General features: G+C 67.6%; 26 protein-coding genes. 19 read left to right on the forward strand and 7 right to left on the reverse strand.

Translation table 11 applies throughout. From position 1 onward, the window contains the following. The first annotated feature begins 3 nt into the window (after positions 1 to 3). The 9 genes from ACO0LU_RS14450 to ACO0LU_RS14490 all read left to right on the forward strand — a co-directional run bounded on the left by ACO0LU_RS14450 (position 4) and on the right by ACO0LU_RS14490 (position 7,742). Positions 4 to 1,074, forward strand: a complete 1,071-nt coding sequence (locus ACO0LU_RS14450; protein ID WP_424792043.1) for a TRAP transporter substrate-binding protein — start codon at positions 4 to 6, stop codon at positions 1,072 to 1,074. Further along, positions 1,074 to 1,640, forward strand: coding sequence for a TRAP transporter small permease (locus ACO0LU_RS14455; protein ID WP_424792044.1), 567 nt, complete (start codon positions 1,074 to 1,076; stop codon positions 1,638 to 1,640). Before ACO0LU_RS14450 ends, ACO0LU_RS14455 begins: the two co-directional genes overlap by 1 nt. Continuing rightward, positions 1,637 to 2,923: a TRAP transporter large permease gene (locus tag ACO0LU_RS14460; protein WP_424792045.1), complete on the forward strand. Its 1,287-nt coding sequence runs from the start codon at positions 1,637 to 1,639 to the stop codon at positions 2,921 to 2,923. The genes ACO0LU_RS14455 and ACO0LU_RS14460 overlap by 4 nt, the downstream gene beginning before the upstream one ends. Positions 2,924 to 2,927: 4 nt before the next feature. Then, on the forward strand, positions 2,928 to 3,698 hold the full coding sequence (locus tag ACO0LU_RS14465) for an enoyl-CoA hydratase/isomerase family protein (RefSeq protein ID WP_424792046.1): 771 nt from the start codon (positions 2,928 to 2,930) through the stop codon (positions 3,696 to 3,698). Between the two features lie 63 nt (positions 3,699 to 3,761). Further along, a complete protein-coding gene (locus ACO0LU_RS14470; protein ID WP_424792047.1) occupies positions 3,762 to 4,871 on the forward strand; it encodes an acyl-CoA dehydrogenase family protein in 1,110 nt (369 codons plus the stop codon). Next, complete coding sequence (locus ACO0LU_RS14475) at positions 4,864 to 5,289, forward strand: MaoC family dehydratase (RefSeq protein ID WP_424792048.1); 426 nt, start codon at positions 4,864 to 4,866, stop codon at positions 5,287 to 5,289. Before ACO0LU_RS14470 ends, ACO0LU_RS14475 begins: the two co-directional genes overlap by 8 nt. Before the next feature lie 11 nt (positions 5,290 to 5,300). Next, the gene (locus tag ACO0LU_RS14480) at positions 5,301 to 6,488 is read left to right on the forward strand and encodes a mandelate racemase/muconate lactonizing enzyme family protein (RefSeq protein WP_424792049.1); all 1,188 of its coding nucleotides are present in this window, start codon (positions 5,301 to 5,303) and stop codon (positions 6,486 to 6,488) included. Positions 6,489 to 6,520: 32 nt separating this feature from the next. Then, a complete protein-coding gene (locus ACO0LU_RS14485) occupies positions 6,521 to 7,258 on the forward strand; it encodes an SDR family NAD(P)-dependent oxidoreductase (RefSeq protein ID WP_424792050.1) in 738 nt (245 codons plus the stop codon). A gap of 61 nt (positions 7,259 to 7,319) precedes the next feature. Further along, positions 7,320 to 7,742: a DUF1801 domain-containing protein gene (locus tag ACO0LU_RS14490; RefSeq protein WP_424792052.1), complete on the forward strand. Its 423-nt coding sequence runs from the start codon at positions 7,320 to 7,322 to the stop codon at positions 7,740 to 7,742. 18 nt (positions 7,743 to 7,760) lie between these two features. Here ACO0LU_RS14490 and ACO0LU_RS14495 read toward each other — a convergent pair whose 3' ends face one another. Further along, positions 7,761 to 8,519: a glucose 1-dehydrogenase gene (locus tag ACO0LU_RS14495; RefSeq protein ID WP_424792053.1), complete on the reverse strand. Its 759-nt coding sequence runs from the start codon at positions 8,517 to 8,519 to the stop codon at positions 7,761 to 7,763. A gap of 188 nt (positions 8,520 to 8,707) precedes the next feature. Between ACO0LU_RS14495 and ACO0LU_RS14500 the strand changes: the two genes are divergently transcribed. Then, positions 8,708 to 9,235, forward strand: coding sequence for a gamma carbonic anhydrase family protein (locus tag ACO0LU_RS14500; RefSeq protein ID WP_424792054.1), 528 nt, complete (start codon positions 8,708 to 8,710; stop codon positions 9,233 to 9,235). A gap of 24 nt (positions 9,236 to 9,259) precedes the next feature. On the opposite strand, the gene ACO0LU_RS14505 is transcribed toward ACO0LU_RS14500, so the two are convergent. Next, on the reverse strand, positions 9,260 to 10,156 hold the full coding sequence (locus tag ACO0LU_RS14505) for a nucleoside hydrolase (protein ID WP_424792055.1): 897 nt from the start codon (positions 10,154 to 10,156) through the stop codon (positions 9,260 to 9,262). A gap of 109 nt (positions 10,157 to 10,265) precedes the next feature. After that, positions 10,266 to 11,522 carry a DNA polymerase IV gene (gene dinB, locus ACO0LU_RS14510; protein WP_424792056.1) on the reverse strand — a complete coding sequence of 419 codons (1,257 nt, stop codon included), beginning with the start codon at positions 11,520 to 11,522 and terminating at the stop codon, positions 10,266 to 10,268. Between the two features lie 143 nt (positions 11,523 to 11,665). Here dinB and hrpB point away from each other — a divergent pair, with 143 nt between their 5' ends. Next, complete coding sequence (gene hrpB, locus ACO0LU_RS14515) at positions 11,666 to 14,236, forward strand: ATP-dependent helicase HrpB (protein ID WP_424792058.1); 2,571 nt, start codon at positions 11,666 to 11,668, stop codon at positions 14,234 to 14,236. 38 nt (positions 14,237 to 14,274) lie between these two features. Here hrpB and ACO0LU_RS14520 read toward each other — a convergent pair whose 3' ends face one another. Beyond that, positions 14,275 to 14,694: a type II toxin-antitoxin system VapC family toxin gene (locus ACO0LU_RS14520; RefSeq protein WP_424792059.1), complete on the reverse strand. Its 420-nt coding sequence runs from the start codon at positions 14,692 to 14,694 to the stop codon at positions 14,275 to 14,277. Next, positions 14,691 to 14,936, reverse strand: a complete 246-nt coding sequence (locus ACO0LU_RS14525; RefSeq protein WP_424792060.1) for a FitA-like ribbon-helix-helix domain-containing protein — start codon at positions 14,934 to 14,936, stop codon at positions 14,691 to 14,693. The genes ACO0LU_RS14520 and ACO0LU_RS14525 overlap by 4 nt, the downstream gene beginning before the upstream one ends. A 62-nt stretch (positions 14,937 to 14,998) precedes the next feature. Between ACO0LU_RS14525 and ACO0LU_RS14530 the strand changes: the two genes are divergently transcribed. Beyond that, positions 14,999 to 15,121 carry a hypothetical protein gene (locus ACO0LU_RS14530; RefSeq protein ID WP_424792061.1) on the forward strand — a complete coding sequence of 41 codons (123 nt, stop codon included), beginning with the start codon at positions 14,999 to 15,001 and terminating at the stop codon, positions 15,119 to 15,121. A 2-nt stretch (positions 15,122 to 15,123) separates the two neighbouring features. On the opposite strand, the gene ACO0LU_RS14535 is transcribed toward ACO0LU_RS14530, so the two are convergent. Both ACO0LU_RS14535 and ACO0LU_RS14540 read right to left on the reverse strand, forming a co-directional pair. Next, positions 15,124 to 15,522: a hemerythrin domain-containing protein gene (locus ACO0LU_RS14535; RefSeq protein ID WP_424792062.1), complete on the reverse strand. Its 399-nt coding sequence runs from the start codon at positions 15,520 to 15,522 to the stop codon at positions 15,124 to 15,126. A gap of 332 nt (positions 15,523 to 15,854) precedes the next feature. Next, on the reverse strand, positions 15,855 to 17,090 hold the full coding sequence (locus ACO0LU_RS14540) for an aspartate aminotransferase family protein (protein WP_424792063.1): 1,236 nt from the start codon (positions 17,088 to 17,090) through the stop codon (positions 15,855 to 15,857). Positions 17,091 to 17,490: 400 nt separating this feature from the next. Here ACO0LU_RS14540 and ACO0LU_RS14545 point away from each other — a divergent pair, with 400 nt between their 5' ends. From ACO0LU_RS14545 to ACO0LU_RS14575, 7 genes are read left to right on the forward strand one after another with little or no spacing between them, the layout of a single operon-like run. Beyond that, positions 17,491 to 19,050: an ABC transporter substrate-binding protein gene (locus tag ACO0LU_RS14545; RefSeq protein WP_424792064.1), complete on the forward strand. Its 1,560-nt coding sequence runs from the start codon at positions 17,491 to 17,493 to the stop codon at positions 19,048 to 19,050. A gap of 8 nt (positions 19,051 to 19,058) precedes the next feature. Further along, positions 19,059 to 19,988 (forward strand): ABC transporter permease, encoded by a 930-nt coding sequence (locus tag ACO0LU_RS14550; protein WP_424792065.1) that lies wholly within the window; start codon positions 19,059 to 19,061, stop codon positions 19,986 to 19,988. After that, entirely contained in the window at positions 19,985 to 21,958 is a 1,974-nt protein-coding gene (locus tag ACO0LU_RS14555) for a dipeptide/oligopeptide/nickel ABC transporter permease/ATP-binding protein (RefSeq protein ID WP_424792066.1), read from the forward strand. The genes ACO0LU_RS14550 and ACO0LU_RS14555 overlap by 4 nt, the downstream gene beginning before the upstream one ends. Continuing rightward, complete coding sequence (locus tag ACO0LU_RS14560; RefSeq protein WP_424792067.1) at positions 21,955 to 22,956, forward strand: ABC transporter ATP-binding protein; 1,002 nt, start codon at positions 21,955 to 21,957, stop codon at positions 22,954 to 22,956. The genes ACO0LU_RS14555 and ACO0LU_RS14560 overlap by 4 nt, the downstream gene beginning before the upstream one ends. Beyond that, positions 22,953 to 23,966, forward strand: coding sequence for a Gfo/Idh/MocA family protein (locus ACO0LU_RS14565; protein ID WP_424792068.1), 1,014 nt, complete (start codon positions 22,953 to 22,955; stop codon positions 23,964 to 23,966). Before ACO0LU_RS14560 ends, ACO0LU_RS14565 begins: the two co-directional genes overlap by 4 nt. Beyond that, complete coding sequence (locus ACO0LU_RS14570) at positions 23,963 to 25,405, forward strand: aldehyde dehydrogenase family protein (protein WP_424792069.1); 1,443 nt, start codon at positions 23,963 to 23,965, stop codon at positions 25,403 to 25,405. Before ACO0LU_RS14565 ends, ACO0LU_RS14570 begins: the two co-directional genes overlap by 4 nt. Further along, positions 25,402 to 26,184: a creatininase family protein gene (locus ACO0LU_RS14575; protein ID WP_424792070.1), complete on the forward strand. Its 783-nt coding sequence runs from the start codon at positions 25,402 to 25,404 to the stop codon at positions 26,182 to 26,184. Before ACO0LU_RS14570 ends, ACO0LU_RS14575 begins: the two co-directional genes overlap by 4 nt. The last annotated feature ends 175 nt before the right edge of the window (positions 26,185 to 26,359 follow it).

Consider the following 26,359-nt stretch of genomic DNA (forward strand, 5'->3'; position numbering starts at 1 on the left):
CCCATGAGCAAATCCCTGACACGCCGCGCTCTCATCGCGACCACGGCCGCTGCAGCACTGGTCCTGGCCGGATGCAACGCTGACAACGGCGGTGACAACGGCAGCGACAACGGCGCCGGCGGTGGAAACGGAAACGGTGGCGGCGGCGCCGATGCCGAGTTCGTCCTCACCGCCGGGCACCAGTTGGCTGTCGACACCCCCTTCGACGAGGGCCTGAACCGGTTCGCCGAACTGGTGGAGGAGAAGACCGAGGGCCGCGTGGTCGTGGAGACCCACCCGAACGCGGCACTGGGGAACGAGACCGAAATGTTCCAGGGCATGCAGTCCGGCACCATCGACGTGGGCATCATCGCCCCCGGCTCGATCGGTGAGTTCGCACCCGAGATGTCCATCCTGTCGGTGCCGTTCCTGATCACCTCCCAGGAACAGCGTGACGCCGTGATCGAGGGAGACATCGCCGCCGGCCTGGCCGAGAACCTGGCCGAGACCACCGGGACCCGGCCGCTGACCTACTTCGGCGGTAGCTACCGCCAGTTGTTCTTCACCGAGCCCGCCGAGTCCCTCGACGACATCGAGGGCCGTCTGCTGCGCGTGCAGCCCTCGGCCGTGCTGACCGACTCCTTCGCAGCGCTCGGCCTGGAGCCCACCGTGGTGGCCTACAACGAGCTCTACAACGCCCTGCAGCAGGGTGTGGTCGAGGGCGCGGACAACGAGGCGGTGTTCATCGACTCCCAGAAGTTCTACGAGGTGGCCCCCTACATCCTGCGCACCAACCACGAGGTGACCATCCGCCCGCTGCTGGTCTCCCAGATCACGCTGGACAACCTGGGTGAGGAACTGGCCGCCCTGGTCATCGAAGCGGCCGAGGAAGCCGGCGAGTTCGAGCGTAACCTCGAGGCCGAGGTGGATGAGGAGATGCTCAATGACCTCGGCTCCCGCGAGGGCGTGGAGGTCATCGATGTGGACACCTCCGGAGTCCAGGACGCCGTTGAGGAGGTCTGGTACGACTACGCCGAGCAGTGGGACGCCGTGGAGACCCTCGAGCAGATCATCGCACTGCGTACGGAGAGCTGATGCTACGTCGCCTCACCGGCGCGCTCTATAGCGCCGCGGTCGCGCTCATCGCCGTTGCGCTGGCGGTGATGGTCCTCGTCGTCGCGTACCAGATCCTGGGCAGGTACCTGCCCTTCCTCAGCCGAGCGCTGTGGACCGAGGAGATCGCCCGGATGTGCCTCATCTGGTTGGTCTTCCTCGGTGCCGCGGTGGGGGTGCGCACCTCGGAGCACTTCCTGATCGACCTGATCCCCAAGCGCATCAGCGACCGGGCACAGCGTGTCATCATCACGCTGGGCCTGGCGCTGGTGACCGTGGTCGCGGTGGTGCTGTTCATCGGCAGCCTGTCCTTCGTGGAGACCGGCACCGGACGAACCTCCACCACCTCGGGGTTGTCCCTGGTGTACAGCTTCACCGCCCCGTTGGTTTCCGCGGTGCTCATGGTGCTCTTCTCCATCGAGAGTTGGTGGGAGGGCATGCGCCGACCGGAGAAGGGCGGTCTTCGCCTCGACGAGGACGCCCTGGTCGAGCCGATCACGACCCGGGACACCACGAACGACGGAACCGCCGGAGGTGAGTCCCGATGAGTGCGATGGCCGTCATGATCATCATCCTCACCATCTTCCTGCTCGCCAGCGCGCTGCGGGTGCCGGTGGCGTTCGGGCTGTTGCTTGCCTGTGCGCCGTTCCTACTCCTGCACCCCCAACTCAGCACCGAGTTGATGGTCCAGCGCATGTACGCGGGTCTGGACTCCTTCATCCTGCTCGCGGTGCCGTTCTTCATCTTCGCTGCGGCCATCATGACCGCCTCGGGGATCACCGAGAAGCTCATCGACTTCGCCCGCGCGATAATGGGCTGGATCCGCGGAGGCCTGGGCATCGTCAACGTCGGTGCCTCGATCGGGTTCTCCGGGATGTCCGGGTCCTCCACAGCCGATGTGGCAGGCACCGGCTCGGTACTCATCCCGCAGATGGTCAAGCGCGGTTACCCGGCCGGCTTCACCGTCGGGATCACCGCAGCCTCGGCCGTGATCAGTTCGGTTATCCCACCCAGCATCCAACTCATCGTCTGGGGCTCGCTGACCAACACCTCCATCGGAGCGTTGTTCATCGGCGGGATCGTGCCCGGGCTGATGATGGGGGTGGGGATGATGATCGCCGCCTATATCGTGGCCCGCCGGAAGAAGTACCCCCGGGACACCTCGTTCAAGGCCCGGGAGGCCGGACGCACGTTCCTGCAGGCAGTACCGGCGCTGGGCATCATCGTGATCGTGCTGGGCGGGTTCCGCCTGGGGTACGTCACCGCCACCGAGGCGGCCCTGCTGGCTGTGGTCTACTCGCTGTTCCTGGCCCTCGTGGTCTACCGCACCGTCAGCCTGCGCGAACTCGGCCGGGTGCTGGTCTCGGCGGCAAAGCTCACCTCCGTGGCTCTGTTCGCACTGGCCGCAGCGACCATGCTGGCCTACGTGCTGACCCTGTACCGGATTCCGCGGCTCTTCCAGGGCCTCGTGGATACGGTCCCGGGGTGGGCGCTGTTGGGGGTGATCGTGCTGATCCTGTTCGCAATCGGGTTGTTCATGGACGCACTGCCAGCCATGGCGATCATGATCCCGGTACTGGGGCCGGCCGTGGTGCTGGCCGGGATCGACCCGGTGCACTACGGGATCGTCGCGGTGATGACGCTGGCGCTGGGCCTGATCACTCCACCGGTGGGACTGTGCCTCCTGGTGGCCTCCTCGATCGGGAAGATCCCCGTACTCGCCGCGGTCAGACCGATGATGCCGTTCTTCCTCGTCATGGTCCTCGTGCTGGTGCTGTGCGTGGTGTTCCCCGAGATCGTGCTGTTCCTACCGAACCTGATCGGGACGTGATGACGTGATCGACTCCGGAACGCCACTAGTCGAGACCGAACGCGACGGCTCCGCCGTGTGGGTGCGGTTGAACCGGGAGAGCAAGCTCAACGCGCTGAACCGGGAGATCCTGCACGGATTGGACCGGGTACTGGATCAGGTCGGTGAGGCCGCGTCCAGTGAGCAGCCGGTGCGCGCCTTGGTGATTACCGGGACCGGCTCGCGGGCGTTCAGCGCCGGGGCGGACCTGAAGCAGGTCAAATCAGCCGGCGGCACGCAGTTCCACGCCGACAACATGGGCGGGCACCGTCTGTTTGCCCGGTTACGTACGCTGCCGGTGCCGGTGATCGCCGCGATCAACGGCGTGGCGTTGGGCGGCGGGTTGGAACTGGCCCTGGCCTGCGACATCCGGGTGGCGGTGGCCGGCGCCCGCCTGGGCCTTCCGGAGGTCAAGGTCGGGGTACTACCCGGTTGGGGCGGCACGTGGCGGTTGGCCGAGGCCGTCGGCCCGGCCAGGGCCAGGGAACTGGTCCTGACCGGGGAGTTGATCGGAGCCGATGCGGCCGCGCGGCTCGGCCTGGTCAGCAGCGTGCACGACGACGAGGACGCCCTGGGCGCCCGGGTCGCCGAACTCATCGGGCTGCTGGAGCGGACCAGTGTGGCCGCCGTCGGGCACGCCAAGGCGCTGCTGAACGCCCGGGAGGATCCGGCCGGTGTGCACGCCGCCGCCGAGACCGGATACGTGGCGGCGTTGCTGGGCACCGACTACTTCGGCGCCGCCACGGCCAACTTCTGAAACAGACCCCTGCGGCCCCGCGCCCCCCTCGCGGGGCCGCAGGCCCCGGCAAGGAGAGAACCCATGGATGAGGCACAACTTCTCACCCGGCTCGAGACCTGGTGCGCCGAGCGGTTGCCGTCCTACGGCACCGACTTCTTCCCCGGTGCCTTGCACGAACTGGCCGACCTCGGCCTGCAGTCGCTGCTGTTCGACGGCGAGGAACTCAACCTCGACCGCGGGCTGCTCGTGCACGAGACCAGCGAACGCCTGGCCCGGGTGATGCCGGGCCTGGCCGTGGCCACCAGCGTGGCCCGGCTGCACGCCTACCTGCTCGCCAAGTACGCCCATCCCCAGGTGCGCCGGAAGTACCTGGAGGCAACCAAGCGGGCGGAAGCCTTCGGCGGGTTCGCCATGACCGAACCGCATGCGGGCACCGACGTGCGGGCCATGCGCACCGTGGCGGTGCGCCGCGGGGATGAGTACGTCCTGAACGGGTCCAAGAGCTGGATCGGCCTTGCCCCGGTCTCGGACTACGTGATCGTGCTGGCCAAGGAGGGCCATGACGGGCGTGACGCCGACACGATAGCCCTGGTGGTGGAGATGGACTCCCCCGGCGCATCCGGCGCACCCGGCCCGGCGCTGTCCGGCGTGCTGGGCATGCCCAATGGCACCCTGGAGTTCACCGACGTCGTTGTTCCGGCCCAGAACCTGCTCACCTGTGACGGCTTTGCGGGGATGATGGACGGGTTGAATCTGGCCCGCATCGAGGCAGCCTCCTACTCCTGCGGGCTCATGTACCGCGCGCTGGAACTGGGCACCGGGCGCGCCAACTCGCGCGAGGCGTTCGGCAAACCGCTCAGTGCGCTGCCGAGCATCCAGATCAAACTGGGCCGGATGTGGACCGACTACCGGGCCGCCCGCGAACTGACCCTGGCGGCGGTGGCCTCGTTCGCCGACCAGCCCGGGGGCGACCGGGACCTGATCTCGATGGCGAAACTGTTCGCCTCCGACGCCGCCCGCAGGCACACCGACGAGGCGATGCAGATCTTCGGCGCCGCGGGCCTGGCCCAGGACGCCCAGGTGTGGCAGTTGCACAACGACGCCAAGGTCATGCAGATCTTCGATGGCACCAGCGAGATCCACGAGACGATGCTCGGCCGCCGGGCAGTGAAGGAGTTCACCCATGTCTGAGCACACCTGGCTCCCCCCGGTGGGGGCACGGGCGGAGTTCCGCAAGACCGTCGGGGAGACCGATGTGACGCTCTTCGCCGGGCTCACCGGCGACTTCGCCCCGCAGCACATCGACGCCGAGTACATGCGGTCCCGCCCCGAGGGGCAGCGCGTGGCGCACGGGGCGCTGACGTTGTCGCTGGCCTCGACCGCGGCGTCGAAGCTGTGCGCCGACCACGGGCTGACGGCGTTGTCCTACGGGTATGACAAGGTCCGCTTCCTGGCGCCGGTGTTCCTGGGCCAGACCGTGCGGGTCCAGTACGAGGTGGAGTCGGTGAACCCCGAGAAGCAGACCGCCTACTGCCAGGTCCGGGCCAGCACCGAGGACGGTCGGTTGTGCATGGTGGCCGTGCACGTCCTGTACTGCTACCAGGACTGAGCGACCCGGTTATGCATATCGCGGAGATCTCGACCCACATCCTGCGGGTGCCGCTGGGTGAGCAACGGTTCTACTCCTCCCAGGCCGCCTTCGGTGAGCGCAAGAGCCTGCTGGTGCGGGTGGTGACCACCGATGGCCTGGTGGGGTGGGGTGAGGGCGGGCAGTACGGACCGGCCGAACCGGTCGCCGCCGCCATCGAGCACGTGCTGGGTCCGCTGCTGATCGGGCGCCGGGCCGACCAGCCGGTGCGCCTGTGGGAGGAGTTGTACGCCTTCAGCCGCGACTTCGGCCGCAAGGGCACCTACATCGAGGCGATCAGCGCACTGGACATCGCCCTGTGGGACGCCTGGGGCAAGTCGCTGGACCGGCCCGTGCACGCACTGCTGGGAGGGGCGCACCGGGACAGGGTCGGCGCCTACGCCACCGGGGGGTACTACAGCGACCGCTACACCGACCAGGCCGCCGCGATCGCCGAGCTGCGCGAGCAGGCCCAGACCTACGTGGGCAGTGGATTCAACGCGCTGAAGGTCAAGATCGGTCTGCTACCGGTGGCCCTGGACGCCCAGCGGGTGGCGGTGGTGCGCGAGAGCATCGGCACCGACATCGACCTGCTCGTGGATGCCAACCACGCCTACAACGCCGCCACCGCCATCCGGATGGGCCGGGCACTGCAGGACCAGGGGGTGTTGTGGTTCGAGGAGCCCGTGGTCCCCGAGGACCGGGACGGCTACCGCCGGGTGCGCGATGCCTTGGACGTCCCGATCGCCGGTGGTGAGGCGGAGTTCACCCGGTACGGCTTCCGCAGCCTGCTCACGCACGGGTGCGTGGACATCATCCAACCCGACATCTGCGCCATGGGCGGGTTCAGCGAATTCACCAAGGTGCTCGCGCTGGCGAGCAGTTTCGGGGTGCTCACCGTGCCGCACGTGTGGGGTTCGGGAGTGGCGCTGGCCGCCGCCACCCACGCCCTCGCCGTCATCCCCGCGACGCCGCACACCTACGCCCCGGTCCCGCTGGAGAACGCCCCGGTGATCGAGTACGACCGCAGCCCCAACGCCCTTCGCGATGACCTGCTCACCGAGGGGTTCCCGCTCACCGACGGCTCGGTCGCGGTGCCGCAAGGCCCGGGGCTGGGTGTGCAGATCGACGAGGATGTGCTCCGCTACTACACCACGGCCTCGGCCACGGTGAGCCGCTGAGCCAGATCGCCGCCCGAAGAACGGAGCAGCACGTGCCACACCAATTCGACGGCCTGACCGCGATCGTGACCGGCTCGACCACCGGGATCGGCTACGCGGTGGCGCGAGCGTTGCTGGACCGGGGCGCCCGGGTACTGTGCAACTCCAGGTCCAGCGACTGGGAGGGCCCGGACCTCACCACGGAGTACGACGACGCCGCTTACCTGCGCGCCGACGTCACCGTGCCCGGCGAGGCTGCCGACCTGGCCCGGGCCGCGGTCGAGCGCTGGGGCCGGGTTGACCTCCTGGTGAATAACGCCGGGGTGACAAGGCAGATCGCTCACGACGACCTCGCCTCGGCCACCGATGAGGTGTGGACGGCGATGTTGCAGGGCAACGTGCTCGGCGCGTGGCACATGGTCCAGGAGTGCGCACCACTGATGCAGCAGCAGGGCGGCGGCAGCATCATCAACATCACCTCGATCGCCGGGGTGGAGCCCAGGGGCAGTTCGATTCCCTATGCGGCGATGAAGGCCTCCCTGAACCACACCACGAAGTTGCTGGCCAAGGCACTGGCGCCGACCGTGCGCGTCAACGCGGTAGCACCGGGTTTCATCGACACCCGGTGGACCGCGCGATGGCCACAGGCCCGTGAGGGCGCGGCCGCCCGGTCGCTGCTGGGCAGGACCGGTACGCCGCAGGACGTGGCGCAGGCCTGCCTGGCGCTGCTCGGGCAGGACTACGTCACCGGCACCGTGGTGCCCGTCGACGGCGGCGCTCACCTGGCGTAGCATCCCGGGCGTACCGGCGTTGTGCCGCACAGGGCGCACAGCCGGGGCACGGAGGTGAGACATGTCTGACGATGACAACACCGGACCGCGGCTCCTATCCGGTGGAAACCCGCAGATCCCCAAGGGCGAGGGCGACGGGCCGGTGCAGGACTACATCCGCGCCATGCCCGGCTGGAAGCACCAGATCGGCCGCCGCCTCGATGAGTTGGTCGGCGAGGCCGTGCCGGAGGTGCGGAAGGCGGTGAAATGGAACCAGCCGTTCTACGGCAGCGGGGATGAGGGCTACTTCCTCTCTTTCCGGTGCTACACCAGGTATGTGCAGGTGCAGTTCCTCAAGGGCACCTCACTGGATCCGATGCCGCCGAAGGCCTCGAAGCACCCCGAGGTCCGCTACCTCGACATCCACCAGGACGAGGACGTGGACATGGCGCAACTGCGCTCGTGGATCGCGCAGGCGAGTTCCCTGCCGGGCGAGAAGATGTAAGGCCCGATCACCCGGACCTCAGTAAGCCATCCACCCACCGTCGACCACCAGCACCTCGCCGTGCACGTACGAGGCCGCCGGTGAGGCCAGGAACACCACCGCGTGGCCGATGTCGGCCGGGGTGCCCCACCGCCCGGCGGGGATGCGCCCGGACAACTCGGCGAATCGGGCTTCGTCCTCGCGCAACTCGGCGTTGATATCGGTGGCGATGTAACCCGGCGCGAGCGCGTTGACGTTCACGCCTTGACCGGCCCACTCGTTGCACAACGACTTGGTCAGTTGCGCCACCGCTCCCTTGCTGGCGGCGTAGGCGGGGATGTTCCGCCCGCCCTGGAAGGAGGTCAGCGAGGCGATGTTGATGATCTTTCCCTCACCTCGCTGCAGCATCGGGCGCCCGAAGTCCTGGCACAGCTGGAACACCGCGCGCAGGTTGATGTCGATGACCCGCTCCCAGTCCTGCATCGGGAAGTCGATCGCGGCGTGGCGGGCCTGGACCCCGGCGTTGTTGACCAGGATGTCCACCTGGTGCTCGTTCAGCACGGTCTGCACCACCTGCTCGGTGGCGCTCCGGTCGCCCAGGTCCACCCGGTGCTCGGTCAGGTTCCGCCCGAGGGAGGCGGCGTAGCCGCGATCCTCGGCGGGCACGTCCTGGCGGGCGAGGACGACGACGTCGGCGCCGGCGGACAGCAGCGCCCGGGTGGCGCCCTGACCGATCCCGCGCCGACCTCCGGTGACGACAGCGGTTCGTCCGGACAGGCTGAAGGGGTTGGTGGTCATGAGGACATTCTTGCGCAGTGGGCGGGTGCGAGAGTGCTTGGGTCCGGTCGACGTTCGGGTGCGGGCTGCCAAACCGGGGACCCGGGTGGCGCGTTCAGGCGCGGGTAGGATCGGATCCACGATGTGATCGACCTTAGAAACCGGGCCGACCAGGACCGCGTCGTGTACCGAAGGAGCAGTGAATCGCCATGCCATTGATCGAGTTCGAGGGCCAGGCCCCTGACGTTCACTCCGATGCGTGGGTTGCGCCGAACGCCACCGTGATCGGCCGGGTGACGCTGGGAGAAGGTGCGAGCGTCTTCTACGGCAGCGTGTTGCGCGGCGACATGGAGAAGATCGTCATCGGTTCGGGGAGCAACATCCAGGACGGATGCGTCGCACACGTCGACCCCGGTTTCCAGGTAGTGGTGGGAGCCAATGTCTCGGTGGGGCACCGGGCCATCCTGCACGGATGCACCGTGGAGGACGACTGCCTCATCGGTATGGGCGCCGTGGTCCTCAACGGCGCCCGGATCGGTGCCGGCACGCTCGTTGCGGCCGGTGCTGTGGTGCCCGAGGGCGCGGACATCCCGCCCGGCTCCCTCATCGCCGGTGTTCCGGCCAAGGTCCGGCGCGACCTGGACGAGGAGCAGATCGAAGGGCTGCGGCGCAACGCTGCGGTCTATGTGGATCTCGCGCGGCGCCACCGAGCGGCGAACGGCGGAAAAGGCGCCTGACGGCCCGGCTCCGTCACGAGCGAATCAGTCACGCGCGAAGGCCTTGAGTTTGGCGAAGAAGTCCTCGAGCATGAAGCGGGCATCGATCGCCTCGGCCACGCGGATCCGAGACCCCGTGGCAGCGTCCTCATAGCCACCGGCCCCGGTGAACCGGACCGGGGACTGCTCACGCCACTCGGCACTGACGGGGCCGATCATCAATCCGATCGCCGGAGTGTCCCCCAACGGTCGGCTCTCGATCGGCAGCGCGTGATGGGCTGCGTTGAAGTCCAGCAACTGCTGCACCAGATAGTCGCCGATACGCCCGTGCGGGCGGACTCGCTCCTCCAACTCGGCGTAGCCGACACTGATCATCCGGTACGTCGACTGCGGCACCTGCCAGAAGTCGATTCCGGATGCGGCCACCACGTTCGCCGCCGCGACATCGTTGGACAGGTTGAATTCGATATTCCCGCCCTGAGGCAGTTTGTGGCCGTACGGCGCACCACCGATCCACACCACAGTGACCTCCCGGTCCACGATCGCGGGCTCGAGCAGAATCGCAGAGGCCATGTCGGTGAGCGGACCGAGGAACGCGACGAACAGCGGACCCGCCCCCTCCCGCATCGCTTCGTCGACAATGAGCCGGGCGCCTGGGGAGTCCGCCGGAGTGTTCTCGTCCGGGATGGCTCCTTCCGCCCCGTTGGCGACCACCACGTCTGCCTGCATATCCATCAACCGCAGGATCAGATCCACCTCCTCGGCGCTCTCCTGCAAGCTCTGGTTGGTGCGACGGGTGCCGAAGTGGGCCGGGATGATGCCGCGCAGGTCGAACATCGGGGTCAGGAGGGCGTGCACGATCGCGAACTGATCGTCTGCCTCATTCTTGGCGTCGGTGTTGACGATGACGCGCCGCCGTTGGGCGGGGACTGGCAGGCTCACTGCGGGCTCCTTTGCGTGACGGCTCTCACCTGCACTTAATCACGGCACGCCACCCGGTGTCCCTCAACCAAGGCTTCGCGCCGAGCCCCGAGACGGCCCCGCGGGAGCGTCACACCTCCCGCTCGGCCAACTCGCGGAAGTCGTCGGGCACTCCCCCGGCCGCGCCGAGGGTGGCGGGGAGGTAGCCGACGGCCCTCCTGCCGAATCGCTTCCGCGCGGTGTCCATCGAGTGGTCCAGCGCCCAGCGGGCCGCGCCCGCCTGTGATCCGGGGCGCCAGGGGTCGGCGAGGAACGGCAGCTCGAGTTGGACGGCGTGCTGGGTCTGCAGGTTCGAGACCGCGATCCCCAGCAAGGTGACCTCCACGCGGTCCCCGTCCTCGGCGTCGATGGCCCGCCAGGCCAGTGTCTCGGCCACCTCGGTGAGCGTGAGCGTCGCGGAGACCGGCTGCGCCAGCGTGTGGGACCTGCTGGCCGTGCGCATTCCCGGGTACCGCACCCGCACCGTCACCGTGCGCCCGGCCCGGCCTTTGGTGCGCAGCCGCCTGGCGATGCGTTCCGCTAGCCCGCCCAGCACCCGGCGCACCAGTTCGGGCGAGACGGCCACCCGGCCCAGCGCGGACTGGGCGCTGACCGACCGGGCCCGGCTCGACGTCGTCACCCGTCGGGGGTCCTCGTTGTGCGCGAGACTGTGCAGCTTGGCACCGGCGGCACTGCCGAGGAGGTGCTCCAGCACCGGGCGCCCGAGGTCAGCGAGTTCGGCGATGGTGTGGATCCCGAGCTCGGCCAACCGGCGCTGTGTGACCGGGCCGATGCCCCAGATGAGGCCGACCGGGAGCGGATGAAGGAAGGCGGTCTCCTCGTGGGGCTCTACCACGACCAGCCCGTCCGGTTTCGCGACCTGGGAGGCGATCTTGGCCAGGTGCTTGGTCCGGGCGGCACCGACCGAGATCGGCAGCCCGACCTCGGCGCGGACCCGGCGGCGGATGAGTTCACCGATCTGCGCCGGCGGGCCGAACAGGTGGGTGGAGCCGGTGACGTCCAGGAAGGCCTCGTCGATCGAGACCCGCTGCACGGCCGGGGTGAGGTCGCCAAGGATGGCCATCACGTCGTCGGCGATTGGCTGATACCGATGGAAGTGCCCGCGGATGAAGATGAGGTCTGGGCAGAGTTCAGCCGCTCGCCGGCCCGGCATCCCGCCCTGCACGCCATGAGCCTTGGCCTCATACGAGGCCGCGAGCACCACGCCACCACGCGCGCTGCCACCGACGGCTACCGGACGGCCCCGCAGGCCGGGCTCCAGCAACTGCTCGACCGAGGCGTAGAACGCATCGAGGTCGGCGTGCAGGATGGTGGGCCCGGTGGACACAACTTGCAGTATAGCCGAACGCATGTTCGATTACTAGTGAGGCTGCGGCCACCGTTCGACGTGACGTGACGTGACGTGCCGTGACCTCACGGAGACTACGACCTGTCAGAGATGCCCATCCGGTCCTGCGGCACACTAGCCGGGTGCCCACTGACCCGTTCGCCACGCTGCTCGCCGACCCGCCGGACCTGCCGGTGCGCCACGGTCTGGCGCAACTGGGCAAGGCCCTCACCGGCGGCGGCACCGCGGTGCTGCAGTCCCCGCCGGGCAGCGGCAAGACCACCCTGGTGCCCCCGACGCTGGCGGCGGGAAGCGGTGCGCGGGTTGTCGTTACCCAGCCTCGCCGGATCGCCGCACGGGCCGCAGCCGCCCGGCTGTCCCACCTGATCGAGAGGCCCCTGGGCAGCGACGTGGGCTTCAGCGTGCGGGGTGAGCGCCGCGTCTCCCCCGGCACCCGGGTGGAGGTGGTCACCGCCGGGCTGCTGCTGCGCCGGCTGCAGGCCGACCCCGAACTGCCCGGCGTCGGCGCCGTCGTCCTCGATGAGGTGCACGAGCGGCATCTGGACACCGACCTGCTGCTGGCCCTGCTCGTGGACGTGCGCTCGGCGTTGCGCGAGGACCTCACGGTGGTGGCGATGTCGGCCACGATCGAGGCCGAGCGCGTCGCGGCCGTGCTGGGCCCGGCCACACCGGTGGTGACCGTGCCGGGCCGGCTGCACCCGGTCACGACCCACTGGCGCCCGCCGCCGGCCACCGCCGCCCGCCTCGACCAGCGCGGCACCACCCCGGCCTTCCTCGACCACGTCGCCACCACCACCGGCGAGGCCATGACGGCCCATGACGGCGATGCCCTGGTCTTCCTGCCCGGCGCCCGGGAGATCGACGACGTCGTGCGCCGGCTGCGTAGCGCCGGCGCGCTGCCGGCAGGTACGGACGTGCTGGCCCTGCATGGGCGCCTGCCGCCGGCCGAGCAGGACCGCGCCCTGCGGAAGGGCCGACGACGCCGGGTGGTCGTCTCGAGCGCCGTCGCCGAGTCCTCGCTCACCGTGCCGGGAGTGCGGATCGTCGTCGACGCCGGGCTGGCCCGGGTGCCGCGCACCGACCAGAACCGCGGCCTGGCCGGCCTGGTCACCCGCAGCGTCAGCCAAGCCGCCGCCGAGCAGCGCGCCGGGCGGGCCGGCCGGGAGAGCCCGGGCCAGGTGTACCGGTGCTGGTCCCAGGTTGACCACGCCCGCCTGCAGGCCCACCCCGCACCACAGATCCACACCGCCGACCTCACCTCCGCGATGCTCGAACTCGCCCGGTGGGGCACCCCGCGCGGTGAGGGCCTGAACCTGCTGGATGAGCCCCCGGCCAGCAGCGTCCAGGCTGCCGAGGCCGCCCTGATGGAACTGGGTGCGATCGATGCGGCTGGGATGATCACTGCTCGCGGGCGGGCGATCGCCGACGTCGGCGTGGACCCGCGGCTGGGCAGGGCGCTGCTGGATGGTGCCGGTGAGGTCGGCGCGGCCCTCGCCGCCGAGACCGTGGCCATGCTGGACCAGGACTCACCGGCGCCCGGTGGCGACCTCACTGCCCTGCTCCGCCAACTGCGTCGGGGCGGGCCGGGCACGGGTGCGTGGGAGCAGCAACGTCGCCGGCTACGTACCGCCCTTTCCGGCAGCGGGGCGCACTCCCCCGCGCCGGCCGAGGCCCCACCCGGACGCCAGTCCGTCGACGGCGGCACGAAACTCGACCTAGCCGTCGGCACGGTCACCGCCCTGGCCCATCCCGGCCGCATCGCGCGGTTGCGGCCGGGCGGGTCCTCTTACTTGATGGTCGGCGGCACCGGCGCGCGCCTGGCGCCGGGCAGCGCCCTGGCCGGCAGCTCGTGGCTGGCGATCGCCGACGCCGCCCGCTCCCCCGGACAATCCGACGCCATCATCCGCGCCGCCGCCCCGATCGATGAGGCCACCGCGCTGGAGGCTGCCGGTCACGCACTGTCGGAGGAACGCGAGGTGGCGTGGCACGAGGGTCGCATCCGCGCCCGCCAGGTGCTGAACCTGGGCGCGATCGAACTGTCCAGCCAGCGCCTGGCCGATCCCGGTCCCGGTCTGGTCGCCCGGGCGGTACGCGAGGGTCTGCAGGCGCAGGGCTTGAACCTCATCGGCTGGCCGGCTGCGGCGGCCAGGTTACGTCGTCGGCTGTTGTTCCTGCACGCGGCGCTCGGAGCGCCCTGGCCGGATGTCTCCGATGAGGCACTCCTGGACGCCATCGAGGAGTGGCTCGGCCCGGACCTGGCCCGGGTGCGGACCACAGCGGACCTGCGCCGCATCGACACCACCGCCGCACTGAGACGACTGCTCCCCTGGCCCCATGCCGGTGAGTTGGACCGCCTCGCACCCGAACGCATCGAGGTGCCCAGCGGGTCGAAGATCGCGGTGGACTACACCGACCCGCAGCGCCCGGTGCTGCCGGTACGGATACAGGAGGTGTTCGGGTGGGACCAGGCGCCGCGGCTGGCCGGAGGCCGGGTGCCGCTGGTGTTGGAACTGCTTTCACCGGCTTCCAGACCCGCCGCCGTCACCGCCGATCTGGCCACGTTCTGGGCCTCCGGATACCTGCAGGTGCGCGCGGAACTGCGTGGCCGCTATCCGAAGCATCCCTGGCCGGAGGATCCGACGACGGCGACGCCCACCACGCGCACCAAGCGCGCCTCACGGCGGCGCGGGTGAGGGGGTGGGTGGGTGCCGGACGGCGCTGAGCAGCCTCCTCAGGTCCTTTTGTTCCAGGGGTCGACCAGGTCCAGCCCGAGGTGCTCGAAGTCCTCGGTGTCCCGGGTCGCCAGGGCGCTTCCGCTGAAGCGTGCGATGGCTGCGATGAGTGCATCCATCGCCCCGATCGGGCGCCCGATGCCGCGTCTGGTCGCCACAATGTCGGCGTACTGCGCAGCACATCCGGGCACTAGCGGCAAACAGACGCCGAGGGTGTCGAATGCGGCCGTCGCCACCGACTCAATTCGGTCGCGCCGCTGTCCGGCGGGCAGCAGCGCAACGCCAGCGAGGATCTCAGCGCGCGTGACCACCGTGGTCACGGGTTGCTCGTCCAGACCGCGTACCCAGTTCAGCACTGCTGGAGAAGCAACAGACCCCCGCATGAGTTCGGAGACGACATTGGTGTCGAGGATGATCACGACCGCAGGTCGGCCGCCGTCGCCGGTTCGTCCTCAGGTACGGGCAGGTCTACGCCGCCAACCTCATACCCGACGGCGATCAACTGCTCGACCCAGTTCAGGTCGGCTTTCCCGGTGGATTCCAATGCAGCCAGGAGGATCCCCCGAGCCTCCGCCTCCATCGAGCGACCGTGGGCAGCCGCCCGCATCCGAAGTCGCTGTTTGGCTTCCTCGGGCAGTTGACGGATGGTGATCGCTGCCATGTTGCAATGATATCACTGCAACACGCGTCCCCATCGAGCGCGACGCGGACGGCGGGGCGACGATGAGCCTGACGCCGGTGTACTCCTTCCCGCTGCTCGATGACGACCTCGACGTACTCGGCACCGAACGGCGGATCCGCCCACGCCGCGGAGGATCTTTGGACGCAGGCGACGAGCGTGCTTGACCTCATCTGAGTTGGCGCTCCTCATAACGGAAGTGGCTCTCCATGATCGCCGCGATCCCCTCGAGGTGACGATCCAACTCGGCCGGGGAGGCCGCTCTCGACACCGCTGCCCGCAACCCTGAGAACAGGTGGGCGATCATCGAGTGGTCCTGCTCCAGGCGTTGCAGGCTCGGCCGCAGTTCGGGGTGCGCGGCCGCGATCGCGGAAAACAACTCCCGGTCCTCACCCTCGTGGTGCCCGGCCAGCGCGGTGCAGAAGCCGTGGCAGAACAGCAACAGGTCACGCGTCGCCGAGTCGGTGTCGCCTCCGGCGTCCACCGCCTCGCGCGTCACCCTGAGCGCTGCACGTAGCCGTTCATGCACGGCACGTAACTCTCGACTCCAGGCCACCAGCCTGGTCATCTCGCCCTCAGTCACGTGAGGGCGAAGGTCGGCGCGGCCCCACATGTCGCCGCAGAGGCACCGCCTCCTCGGTGGTCCATGTATCGGGAGAATGTACCCATCGGTGAGCCCAGTCATCTCGATCAGCGAGTCGCGCCAACGAGCATTCGTCCGTCCTGCCCGGTCACCAATCTCAGGGATCAGACCTCGTCGCTGGGTGCGACGTCACCGCACCGTACGCGCCGATACCGACTTGACGGCCACAGAGACCGTACCGCCCGCAAATCCTGCGGGTTCTCAGAGCCAGGATGTCGCACGTGACCACCTGCAGGTTGGGAGGCTCGGAGGGTTGATCAGTGGCCGCCGGGCGGTGGCCCTGCTTCGAGTACCGCATCCAACGCATCGCTGAAGACCTCGACGGTCTCGTTGATATCGGGGTCACTGTGCGCTGTGGAGAGGTACCAGCGACCCCCGGGCAAGGCGAAGACGCCCCGGCTCAGCATCTCCACGATCAGGCGATCATAAAAGTCCTGGTCTGCCTGCATGAAGTCGTCGAACGAGGTGGAGTCGCGGACCCCGACGATGCACTGCACCACCGGCCCAACTTGATGGACTGTTGCGGGCACTCCGGAGCCGGTCAGGACGGCCCGGAGCCCATCGGCCAGATCGCGCCCCCTCCGCTCGAAGTCGTCATAGACCTCGGGCGCGTCAAGTGCGGTCAACGTGGCGGCGGCGGCAGCGAGTACTACAGGATTTCCGTTGTAGGTGCCGGCATGCACGACTCCGGTTGTGGTCACGTCCAGCAAGTCGGCACGCCCGGCTACGGCGGCAAGCGGGAACCCACCCGCCACGGCCTTGGCCAGGACCGTAAGGTCCGGTTCCACTCCGTACCGCTGCGCAGCGCCCCCGTGGGCCATCCGGAATCCGGTGATCACCTCGTCGAAGACGAGCACCGTGCCCGTAACCCGGCATACGTCCACCAATCCCTCGAGGAACCCGGGTGGCGGTGCCAACACTCCAGAGTTGCACAGTACGGGCTCACAGAAGACTGCGGCGTAATCACCGTCGGTCTCACGGAGCAGTTCTCGCACCGTCTCCAGGTCTCCCCAGGGAGCCACAGTGACATCCTCCATGGCCTGGGTGCTCTGGCCACGACTGCCTAAACCAAACCGGCCCTCGGCATCGGGACGGTAGCCCACCAACATCGCATCGGACCACCCGTGGTAGTGCCCTCCGAACTTGATGAACCTCCGGCGTCCGGTGCAGGCCCGGGCAAGCCGTAGCGCGATCTGCGTCGCCTCGGAACCGGTATTGCTCCACAACACCCGCTCCGCACCGGGAACCCTGGCGATGACCGTCTCGGCAACCTCCGGCTCCAGCAGGTGACCGGCGCCGAACGTAGCCCCCCGCGGCAATTGCGCCGCCACCGCCGTGCTCAGCCCTGGGTGCCCGTGGCCAAGAATGACAGGCCCCCACCCGAGCACATAATCCAGGTACGTGTGTCCGTCGACGTCGGTGAGCCGCGGGCCGCGCCCTTCTCGGAAGAACAGCGGATGCGGGGGCATCGCAGCGCGAAGGCCGGTGGACACGCCCCCGGGTAGAGATTGCTTCGTTCTGTTCCAGAGCCGCTCGGACTCCGGCCAGGACCGGATCCCAACCCCGCTCATCGTCGTGTTCGTCGTCGCATCGGCCACTGCGCCACCACTTCTCGTCTTTGAGGAACCGACTCCGAGATTCTGATCTGCGGAACGTCGGTTTTGGTCCATGCACCATAGAGAGACTCCAGCGCCTCGTCAACCACTGTTGCCCGGTGAACCTCTCCGCACGCCCGCAGAAGCGGGGCCGAACTGACTGCGCCCCAGTCCTCTACCCCGGCGTGCGATGACGGTCGTGCAACAGTTGCCGGTGCCCCATTGACAACATCATCGAAAGTTGCTTGACTCACGGTCACTGGAACTACGGTTCCACTCACCGAAACGAGGGCGTTTTATGAGTCTAAGCAAAGTGGCTGTCCTGGCGGCGAGTCTCGTACTCGTCGCCGCGTGTTCGCCGAGTGAGGTGCCCGGCGAGGAACCCGCAGACACCGGCACCGAGGACGTCGAGGGTGCTGCCGAGGATGGACCCTCCGACTCTGTGCGATTCCTCATCGCCGAGAACTTCTGGGCGGACTGGACTCCGTACCAGAGCACCGCGCAGAGCCAATCGCGCCTGAATCAACACATCTACGACTACCTGCTGGTCTTCCCGAGCGGCAGTCTGGATGAGCCGGAGCCGGGCTTGGCAACGGAGTGGGAGCAGATCGACGACACCACCTGGGAGTTCACCCTGCGCCAGGATGTCACCTTCCACGATGGCCAACCGTTCACTGGCGACGACGTGAAGGAGTCTGTGGAACTGGCCTCCGGCACCGCCGGCGTCGAGACGGTCATTGAGAACCGCTGGGTGCCGACCACAGTGGATGTCGTGGATGACCACACCGTGCGCTTCGAGATGGAAGCGCCCCTGGCCTCATTGTTCAACGCCATCCGGCAGACGCCGATCGTGGCGGCCGAGGACATCCAGGCCGGCAGTGATGCGCTGGCGTCGAACCCCAACGGCACCGGGCCGTTCATGTTGGACAGTGAGACAGAAACCATCAAAACCATGGTGGCGAACCCGGACTACTGGGGCGGCGCCCCGTCGATCCAAAACCTTGTCTGGGAATACGTGGGCGATGCCCAGACTCGCGTGAACGCACTCCTGGCCGGTCAGGCTGATGCCATTGACCGGGTACCTCCGGAGCAGCTGTCCACCATCGAAGATGCCGATGGTTTCGGCCTGATCTCGGCTACCGCGAGTGAACAGGTCAATCTGTTCTCCGTCCCGAACCGCGTTCCGGAATGGGACGAGAACCCTGAACTGCGCCGCGCCGTGATGCTAGCCATCGACCGGCAGGCGCTGGTGGAGAACCTGGTCCAGGGCGAAAGTGTGGTGGCAGAGAGCTTCCTGCCGAGTGAGACGCTCTACTACAGCCCAGGCGAGATCGACTACAGCCAGAACCTCGACGAAGCACGCGCACTGGTCGAGGAAGCCGGCGCCGTGGGCCTGGAGTTCGATGTCTGGGCAGCCAGCGGATTCCTGCCCCGTGGAGAACAAGTCACCGAAGCAATCGTGGCGAACCTCAACGAGATCGGCCTCGAGGCCCGGTTGGTCACCGCCGATGTCGCTGGCTTGGTCGATGACTCAGTGGACGGCACCGGACTGCTCTACCACATCAGTTGGTCCAGCGGCGGGGACCCGGACGCCGCTGCCGGGATCTACGCCTCACCAAACCGTTGGACGCACGGTGACGACACCATCAACAGACTCGTCCAAGAGGGTAAGACGACCACGGACGACACCGAACGTGAGGGGATCTATCACGAGTTGCAGCAGTACATGTGGGGGGAACTTCCCCACATCCCGCTGTACTACAGCGACTTCACCGTCGCCTACTCCGAGAACCTGCAAGACCTGCGGGTGCTGCCCAACTACGACACGAATTTCTACCCCGCTTCCGTCTCTGATTGAGAGAGCGGATGGTTCTCTTCCTCATCCGGCGCACCACGCAGATGATCTTTGTGGTCTTCTGCGTGGTGACGCTGGTGTTCGTGCTCCTACGGATCGCCGGGGGCGATCCGGCCAGGCTCATGAACGCCGCCGACGCCCCCGAAGAGGTCATCGCCGCTACCAGGGAACGGCTGGGTTTGGACCGACCCCTGGGCGTGCAGTACCTCTACTTCCTGCGCAGCATCGTGGTCGGCGACTTCGGCCGCTCGTTCCATGGTGGCTACGAAGTCCGAGACGTGGTGCTGGCGGCACTACCCAACACCATCGCCCTGGCCGTGGTGACCGTGGTGGTCTCCACAGCCTTCGCGCTGCTGCTGGGCATCGGGTCGGCACTGTTCCGCGGTTCACTACTGGACCGGGCCGTGCAGGTGTACGTCAGCCTGGCCCAGTCAACACCGAGCTTCTGGCTGGCCGTGATGCTCGTGCTGGTCTTCGCCGTGAACCTGAGTTGGTTACCAGCCATCGACTTCACCGGGCCGATCAGTTTCGTCCTGCCTGTCACCACCCTGATGGTGGCCCTGACACCGATCCTGATCCGCACGATCCGCCAGTCCTTCGTCGAAACGTTGGAGCGTGACTACATCCGGGCGGCCCGGGCCCGGGGCATCTCCAACACGCGGATCCTGCTGTTGCACACCCTCAAGGTGGCATCCCTGCCGCTGATCACCCTGGTCGGGTTGCAGTCCGGGATGATCCTGGCCGGGTCCTACGTCGTCGAAGTGATCTTCAACTGGCCCGGTATCGGGAAATTGGCCGTCGATGCGCTGGCGAGCCGGAACTATCCGATGGTGCAAGGCTCGGTGCTCATCGCAGCGGTTGCTTTCGTGGTGGTGAACTTCGTCGTCGACATCCTCTACTCGGTACTCGATCCTCGAATCCGGTTGGGAGCGAACGCGTGACCGGAACACCGACCGTCGCACTCACCTCACCGCGGCTGCCTGGACGCGCCCCACGTTTCACCGCCTCGATGTGGCGCCGGCGTACCGCCGTCGTCGGCCTGGCCGGGCTTTTCATCATCGTCCTGGTCGCCATCACTGCACCGTGGATCGTGCCGCATCCCCCGGGCCAGACCAACCTGGCCAACGTCCTGGCCCCGCCGGTGTGGTCCGGCGGCGACATGACCCACATCCTGGGCACTGACGGCCTCGGTCGCGACGTGTTGTCCCGGTTGATTTACGGCGCCCGGTCCTCGGTCCTGATCAGCAGCAGCGCCATGCTGATCGGCGGCACGCTCGGCGTGATCACCGGGCTCATCGCCGGGTTCTTCGGAGGCCTGGTCGACACCGTCATCATGCGCCTGGGCGACATCCAGCTCGCCCTACCGTTCATCCTGATCGCCATCGTGATCCTGGGGATGCTGCCCGAGCGCCGCCCCATCCACCTCATCGTGGTGCTGGGCATCCCGGCGTGGATCGTCTACGCCAGGGTGATCCGTGCGCGAGTGCTCACAGAACGAGAATCGGATTACGTGCAGGCGGCCACGACGCTGGGCGCCAGCGGGATACGCAGGATCTTCCGATACATCCTGCCGCAGGTCTGGGGCGTGCTGCCTGCCATCGCGCTGGTGGACCTGTCCAACCTGGTGGTCATGGAATCCACCCTCAGCTTCCTCGGTTTCGGCCTCTCCTCACCCGATATCTCCTGGGGGCAGATCCTGGCCGATGGGCGCCAGAGCATGGCGATCGCCCCGTGGCTCTCCGTGCTACCCGGTCTGGCCATCATGTTCACGGTGCTGTCCATCAACCTGGCTGTGGAAGCCCCGGGCCTTGAGTCCCGACGACGGCCGTGGCGTGCGCACTTCCTGCGGCGCCCCAAGTCCGACTCCCCGTCCCGGACCCCCTCGGACTCCTCGCCGGCACCGCCGGCGACCGACGAGGATGTGCTGCTGAGTGTGCAGAACCTCGCCGTGGACTTCCAGCCACACAATGACAGCCCGCCTGTGCACGCGGTTCGCGGTATCGATCTGACGGTACGTCGTGGCCAGATCGCGGGGATCGTGGGAGAGAGCGGATCGGGCAAGTCGGTCACGGCTTACGCGATCAGTCGGCTGCTGCCGGGTGCCGCGCGTATCCCGCACGGATCGATCCACTTCGACGGGATAGACCTGACCGCAGCCTCCGAACGGCAGTTGCGCCAGATCCGAGGTCGCCGTATCGGGATGATCTTCCAGAACCCCACCGGTTCCCTCAACCCGGTCTTCACCGTGGGTTTCCAGATGGTCGAGGCGATCCGCGCCAACCAGCCGATGGCCCGCAAAGCCGCCCGGGAACTCGCCGCATCGGCACTGCGGGACGTCGGCTTCGGCAACCCTTCCGATGTTCTGCGGCGTCACCCTTTCCGGCTCAGCGGAGGCCAGAACCAACGCGTCATGATTGCCATGACCATGGTGGTCGAGCCCGAACTTCTGCTCGCCGATGAGCCCACCACAGCCCTGGACGTCACCACCCAGGCCCAGGTACTCGACCAGTTGCGCCGGGTGCGGGATGAACACGGAGTCAGCGTGGTGATTATCAGCCACGACATCGGCCTGATCGGTGAGATCGCCGACGAAGTCGTGGTGCTGTACGCCGGTCGCGTATGCGAGTCCGGCACCGCCGAGCAGGTCCTGCTCGACCCGCAGCATCCCTACACCCAGGCGTTGCTGTCCTCGGTGCCGACCCCGGAGGTCATCGCCGCCGACAGCCTCGAAGGGATCGCCGGTGACCTGCCCGACCCCATGGCACCGATCCACGGTTGTCCGTTCGCACCGCGCTGCCCCTTCGTGATGGATGTCTGTCGGACCAACAACCCGGCTTTGCTGCCGGTCCCCGCCGGTCAGACCGTCGCGTGCCATCTTCACGTTCCGCAACCGGAGGTCGTACCCCGATGAGCACGACTGCAGGGCCCGCGCCCCTGGTCGAACTGGACGATGTCTACAAGCACTACCGGGTGCGCAGCGGATTGTCCCGCCGGACTGTGGCTGTCCAGGCCGTCAACGGTGTGACGCTCTCGATAGCCCCGGGAGAGATCGTCGGGCTAGTCGGGGAAAGTGGCTGCGGCAAGTCCACGCTGTCCCGGACCCTGGTGCAGTTGGAGACGATCGATTCGGGCCAGATCACGTTCAAGGGTGCCGTCGTGGAGCCATCGGCGTCGGAATCCTTACGGCGGGAGATCCAGATCGTCTTCCAGGACCCCTACTCCTCCCTACCCCCGCATATGACCGTGCGCCAGATCGTTGCCGAGCCGCTACTCATCCACCGGTTGCTGCGCGGGGATGCGCTGAAGCAACGGGTGGGTGAGTTGCTCACCAGTGTCGGCCTGGGACCTGAATACGCGGGCCGTCGACCAGGCCAGCTCAGTGGTGGTCAGCGGCAGCGGGTGGGCATTGCCCGCGCCCTCGCGCTCGAGCCGTCGCTGCTGATCGCCGATGAAGCGGTGTCGGCACTGGATGTCTCGGTGCAGGCGCAGATCCTCAACCTCCTACGGCGGCTGCAACGAAAACTGGGCCTGACGATGTTGTTCGTCTCCCACGACATCGGCGTGGTGCGGTACATCAGCGACCGGATCGCTGTGATGTACCTAGGCCGCGTGGTGGAGCTGGCCAGTGCGGCGGATGTCTACGAGAACCCGGCTCATCCATACACCCGCGCTCTCATGGATGCGGTGCCCAGCATCGAAAACCGCAATCGGGCCCGCCGCGAAATCCAGGGGGATCCACCGGACCCCAAAGATCCCCCGCCGGGATGCACCTTCCATCCGCGGTGCCCGATGGCCCAGGACATCTGCCGGAACGAGAGACCCGAACTGCGCGAATGGTGGCCCGGCAGGCAGGTGGCGTGTCATTTCGCCGATCAATGCCTCGCCCGGTCTCAAGGCGATGCCACATGAGGCCTCCCGTCCGCATCGCTCTTGTGGGCCTAGGGGTGATGGGATCCCGGTGGCTGCGCGCTGTGGTCGATCACCCGTCGGCCGAGATCGCGCTGGTCTGCGACACCGACACCGAGCGGGCCCGGAGCCGGGCAGCTGACCTCGGGACCCGCTGGTCCGCGGATCTGGACGATCTCACCGGCATCGACGGTGTGCTCGTGTGCACACCTGAGCACCTGCACACAGAGCCTGCTGTCCAGGCCCTGCAGGCAGGGATCCCGGTAGCAGTGGAGAAACCACTGGCCCATGATCTGGCCTCTGCGGCTCGGATCGTCGAGGCCTCCGAACGCGCCGGGGTGCCCGTCCTGGCCGGTCACATCCTGCGGTTCGAAGCCCGCTACAGTCGCATCAAGTCCGCCATCGAGGAAGGTGTGATCGGACCGGTCATCGGGGTGCGCAGCGCCCGGATCGGCATCCGCGGGGACCAGGACGTGCTACGGGGGCGGACCACCGCCCCGCTGTACTACGGGACCCATGAACTGGATCTGGCCCGCTGGTACGCCGGTGACATCGAGCGAATCTCCGCCTTCCGCAGTTCCGGGGTGCTCACCCACCAGGGCTACGACATCGCGGACCTGTACTCGGTCGCACTGCAGTTCACCAGTGGAGCCCATGGGACCTCGATGCTGGGTTGGTCCCTACCGGACCGCTCGGTCCCGCCGGGATTGTCGGGTTTCACCGTGATCGGGGACGATGGCTACCTGCAAGTGGAGCAGGGGGTGACCGGGCTGGTAGGAGTCACTGCTGAGGGCCCCACCGCGTTGGACACCTGGTACAGCCCGCAGATTCATGGCCGAACCGGTGGCGCCATGGCCGGGGAGGTCGATCATTTCATTTCCGTGATCGCAGACGGCACCGACCCGGTCTGCACAGCCCGTGACGGTATGGAAGCACTACGGGCCAGTTTGGCCGTGGAACACTCGGCCCGGACCGGGCAGATCATCATGATGAAGGAGTTTGGAGACCGATGAAGCACGTACCGATCGTGATCGGCGGCAAGCGCAGCACCGGCGATGGTCATCGAAAGGTGATCAGCCCGGCCACCGGGGACGCGGTGGCCACCATGGCCCTGGCTACGGCCGGCGACTTGGACCGCGCTGTCCACGCGGCCCGGGCTGCAGCAGAGGAACTGGCTGCGATGACCATCCGGCAACGGGCCGCGAAGGTGGCCAAGGTGGCCGACCTCATCGAACGTGACACCGAAGCGATGGCCCGGGACCTGTCCAGCGAACAGGGCAAACCCCTTGCCGAGGCACGCGGCGAAGTCTCCGTGGCGGCCGAGATGTGGCGCGATGCGGCCGAGATTGCCCGGCACCTGACCGATCAGATCCTGCCCAGTGATGACCCCGAGCGCGCCATCCTCACTGTGCGGCGCCCGCACGGCGTGCTGGGAGTGATCACGCCGTGGAACTTCCCGGCCACGATTCCGACCGAGTACCTATGCGCCGGTCTCGCCGCAGGTAACGCGATCGTGTGGAAACCCTCCGAACTCACCCCGGTGACGGCGCTGTGGTTCCTGGAGTTCGTGGAGGAGGCAGGCTTCCCGGCAGGCAGCGTCAACCTGGTGCCGGGAATGGGGCACGACATCGGCGCCGGGATCGCCGGGCACAAGGGCATTGACGCGATCGGCTTCACCGGAAGCCCCGCCACCGGCAATGCCATCACCGCTGCGGCCGGTCCGAAACCGCTGCTGCTGGAACTGGGCGGCAACAACGCCACCGTGGTGCTGGCCGATGCCGATGTGACCGAAGCAGCCCGCCGGCTAGCCGGTGCCACGTTCGCCAATGCCGGGCAGATCTGCAGTTCCACCGAGCGGATCATTGTGGAACGCGGCATCTATGACGACCTCGCGGAGGCACTCGCCGCCGAAGCACGCAAACTCCGTCTGGGCCCTTCCCTTGACGAACACACCACGATCGGCCCGTTGAACAATGAAGCCACCGCAGCCAAGGTGGACGAACACATCGCCGATGCCACTTCCCGTGGCGCGACCGTCCTCGCCGGCGGTGCAAGGGCGAGTGGCCACCCCACAGATCTGTATTACCAGCCGAGCATCCTCAAAGGTCTGGATCCGACGATGACGGCGTTCCGGGCGGAGACGTTCGGCCCGGTCGCCATGCTGATGCCCTTCGATGACCTGGATGAGGCAGCGAATCTGGTCAACGACCACGGGCTGGGTCTGGTCGCCGGAGTGCTCAGCACCGACACCGCCCGTGCGGTGGACCTCGGCCGGCGGCTACAGGCCGGTATCGTCAATATCGGTGACGTGGCGACCTCCTGGCAACCGCACAGCCCCTTCGGCGGCTACTCCGGACGCGCCAGCGGCGTGGGCCGCATCGGGGGCCGCTACTCCATCGAGGAGTTGTCCCAACTCCAGACGTTCACCCTGCCGGCCAGGATGTTGCCATGAGCACTATTCGCATCAAGGACCAGACGACCGAGCAAGCCGCGGAAGCGATGACCCGGGCGAAGGTAGCGATCCTTCCGGTCGGAGCCGTGGAGCAACACGGCCCGCACTTGTCCTTGCTGACAGATGCCACGATCGCGGAGGCTTTCGCGGAGTCCCTGGCAGGCCGCCTTGATGAGCAGGCAATTCTCTTCCCTTTGCAGCCTTACGGGATCTCCGAACACCACGAGAACTTCGCCGGAACGGTGACCCTGAGCCCCATGACGTTCATTGCGGTCATGGTCGACCTGGCTGCATCTTTAAAGAGTCAGGGTTTCACTCGGATCATTTTCGTGAACGGCCATGGCGGCAATATCGACGCCCTGTCGATCGCTACACGCCGGATTCGCAGCGAGTTGGGCGTCCTGGCCGCGTCGGTGATGTGGGCGCGTCTGGCACGCGACCTTTGCGCCGAACTAGCGTCAGGCCCGCGCTATGGCCACGCCTGCGAACTCGAGACGTCCGTCGCGATGTTCCTCGCCCCGGAATTGGTGCATTCCGAACGCATCCAACGACCCGGTCAGCATCGCGAGATCGATAGCCTCTCCGCCCCGCATGGTTTCGTGGATGTCGCGCCACGCTTCGACGATCTGACCACCGACGGCGTGTACGGAGATCCCACCGCCGCTCACGCAGGCTTAGGCGAGCAGATCGTCGCACGTGCAATGGAGCGGGCTGAAACATTCTGCCGTAGGTTCATCCGCGACGACTGGCCTCACCCCGGCCAGCACGAGGAGTTATGACCCCAACCATTGTGTACGGCGTCCGCTTGATTCGGACGATGGACCCGGCGTGCCCGACGGCGGAGGCGGTAGCGGTGCGCGGAGACCGGATCCGAGCGGTCGGCCACGTCGCCGAGTTGCTCGCCTATCCCGGTGCCGTTTGCGAAGCCCCGCTTCGAACACGCGGTGCTGCTCC

The sequence above is a fragment of the Pseudactinotalea sp. Z1748 genome (assembly GCF_049725185.1).
Classification (GTDB): domain Bacteria; phylum Actinomycetota; class Actinomycetes; order Actinomycetales; family Beutenbergiaceae; genus CALKWS01.

Excerpts from the sequence above, each read along its gene's own strand:
- ACO0LU_RS14480 (WP_424792049.1), top strand. The coding sequence starts at position 5,301 with ATGCATATCGCGGAGATCTCGACCCACATCCTGCGGGTGCCGCTGGGT.
- ACO0LU_RS14570 (WP_424792069.1), top strand. The coding sequence starts at position 23,963 with ATGAAGCACGTACCGATCGTGATCGGCGGCAAGCGCAGCACCGGCGAT.
- ACO0LU_RS14460 (WP_424792045.1), top strand. The coding sequence starts at position 1,637 with ATGAGTGCGATGGCCGTCATGATCATCATCCTCACCATCTTCCTGCTC.
- ACO0LU_RS14450 (WP_424792043.1), top strand. The coding sequence starts at position 4 with ATGAGCAAATCCCTGACACGCCGCGCTCTCATCGCGACCACGGCCGCT.
- ACO0LU_RS14560 (WP_424792067.1), top strand. The coding sequence starts at position 21,955 with ATGAGCACGACTGCAGGGCCCGCGCCCCTGGTCGAACTGGACGATGTC.
- ACO0LU_RS14565 (WP_424792068.1), top strand. The coding sequence starts at position 22,953 with ATGAGGCCTCCCGTCCGCATCGCTCTTGTGGGCCTAGGGGTGATGGGA.
- ACO0LU_RS14495 (WP_424792053.1), bottom strand. The coding sequence starts at position 8,519 with ATGACCACCAACCCCTTCAGCCTGTCCGGACGAACCGCTGTCGTCACC.
- ACO0LU_RS14455 (WP_424792044.1), top strand. The coding sequence starts at position 1,074 with ATGCTACGTCGCCTCACCGGCGCGCTCTATAGCGCCGCGGTCGCGCTC.
- ACO0LU_RS14490 (WP_424792052.1), top strand. The coding sequence starts at position 7,320 with ATGTCTGACGATGACAACACCGGACCGCGGCTCCTATCCGGTGGAAAC.
- ACO0LU_RS14545 (WP_424792064.1), top strand. The coding sequence starts at position 17,491 with ATGAGTCTAAGCAAAGTGGCTGTCCTGGCGGCGAGTCTCGTACTCGTC.
- ACO0LU_RS14550 (WP_424792065.1), top strand. The coding sequence starts at position 19,059 with ATGGTTCTCTTCCTCATCCGGCGCACCACGCAGATGATCTTTGTGGTC.
- ACO0LU_RS14575 (WP_424792070.1), top strand. The coding sequence starts at position 25,402 with ATGAGCACTATTCGCATCAAGGACCAGACGACCGAGCAAGCCGCGGAA.
- ACO0LU_RS14535 (WP_424792062.1), bottom strand. The coding sequence starts at position 15,522 with ATGACCAGGCTGGTGGCCTGGAGTCGAGAGTTACGTGCCGTGCATGAA.
- ACO0LU_RS14475 (WP_424792048.1), top strand. The coding sequence starts at position 4,864 with ATGTCTGAGCACACCTGGCTCCCCCCGGTGGGGGCACGGGCGGAGTTC.
- ACO0LU_RS14525 (WP_424792060.1), bottom strand. The coding sequence starts at position 14,936 with ATGGCAGCGATCACCATCCGTCAACTGCCCGAGGAAGCCAAACAGCGA.
- ACO0LU_RS14470 (WP_424792047.1), top strand. The coding sequence starts at position 3,762 with ATGGATGAGGCACAACTTCTCACCCGGCTCGAGACCTGGTGCGCCGAG.
- ACO0LU_RS14530 (WP_424792061.1), top strand. The coding sequence starts at position 14,999 with ATGAGCCTGACGCCGGTGTACTCCTTCCCGCTGCTCGATGACGACCTC.
- ACO0LU_RS14500 (WP_424792054.1), top strand. The coding sequence starts at position 8,708 with ATGCCATTGATCGAGTTCGAGGGCCAGGCCCCTGACGTTCACTCCGAT.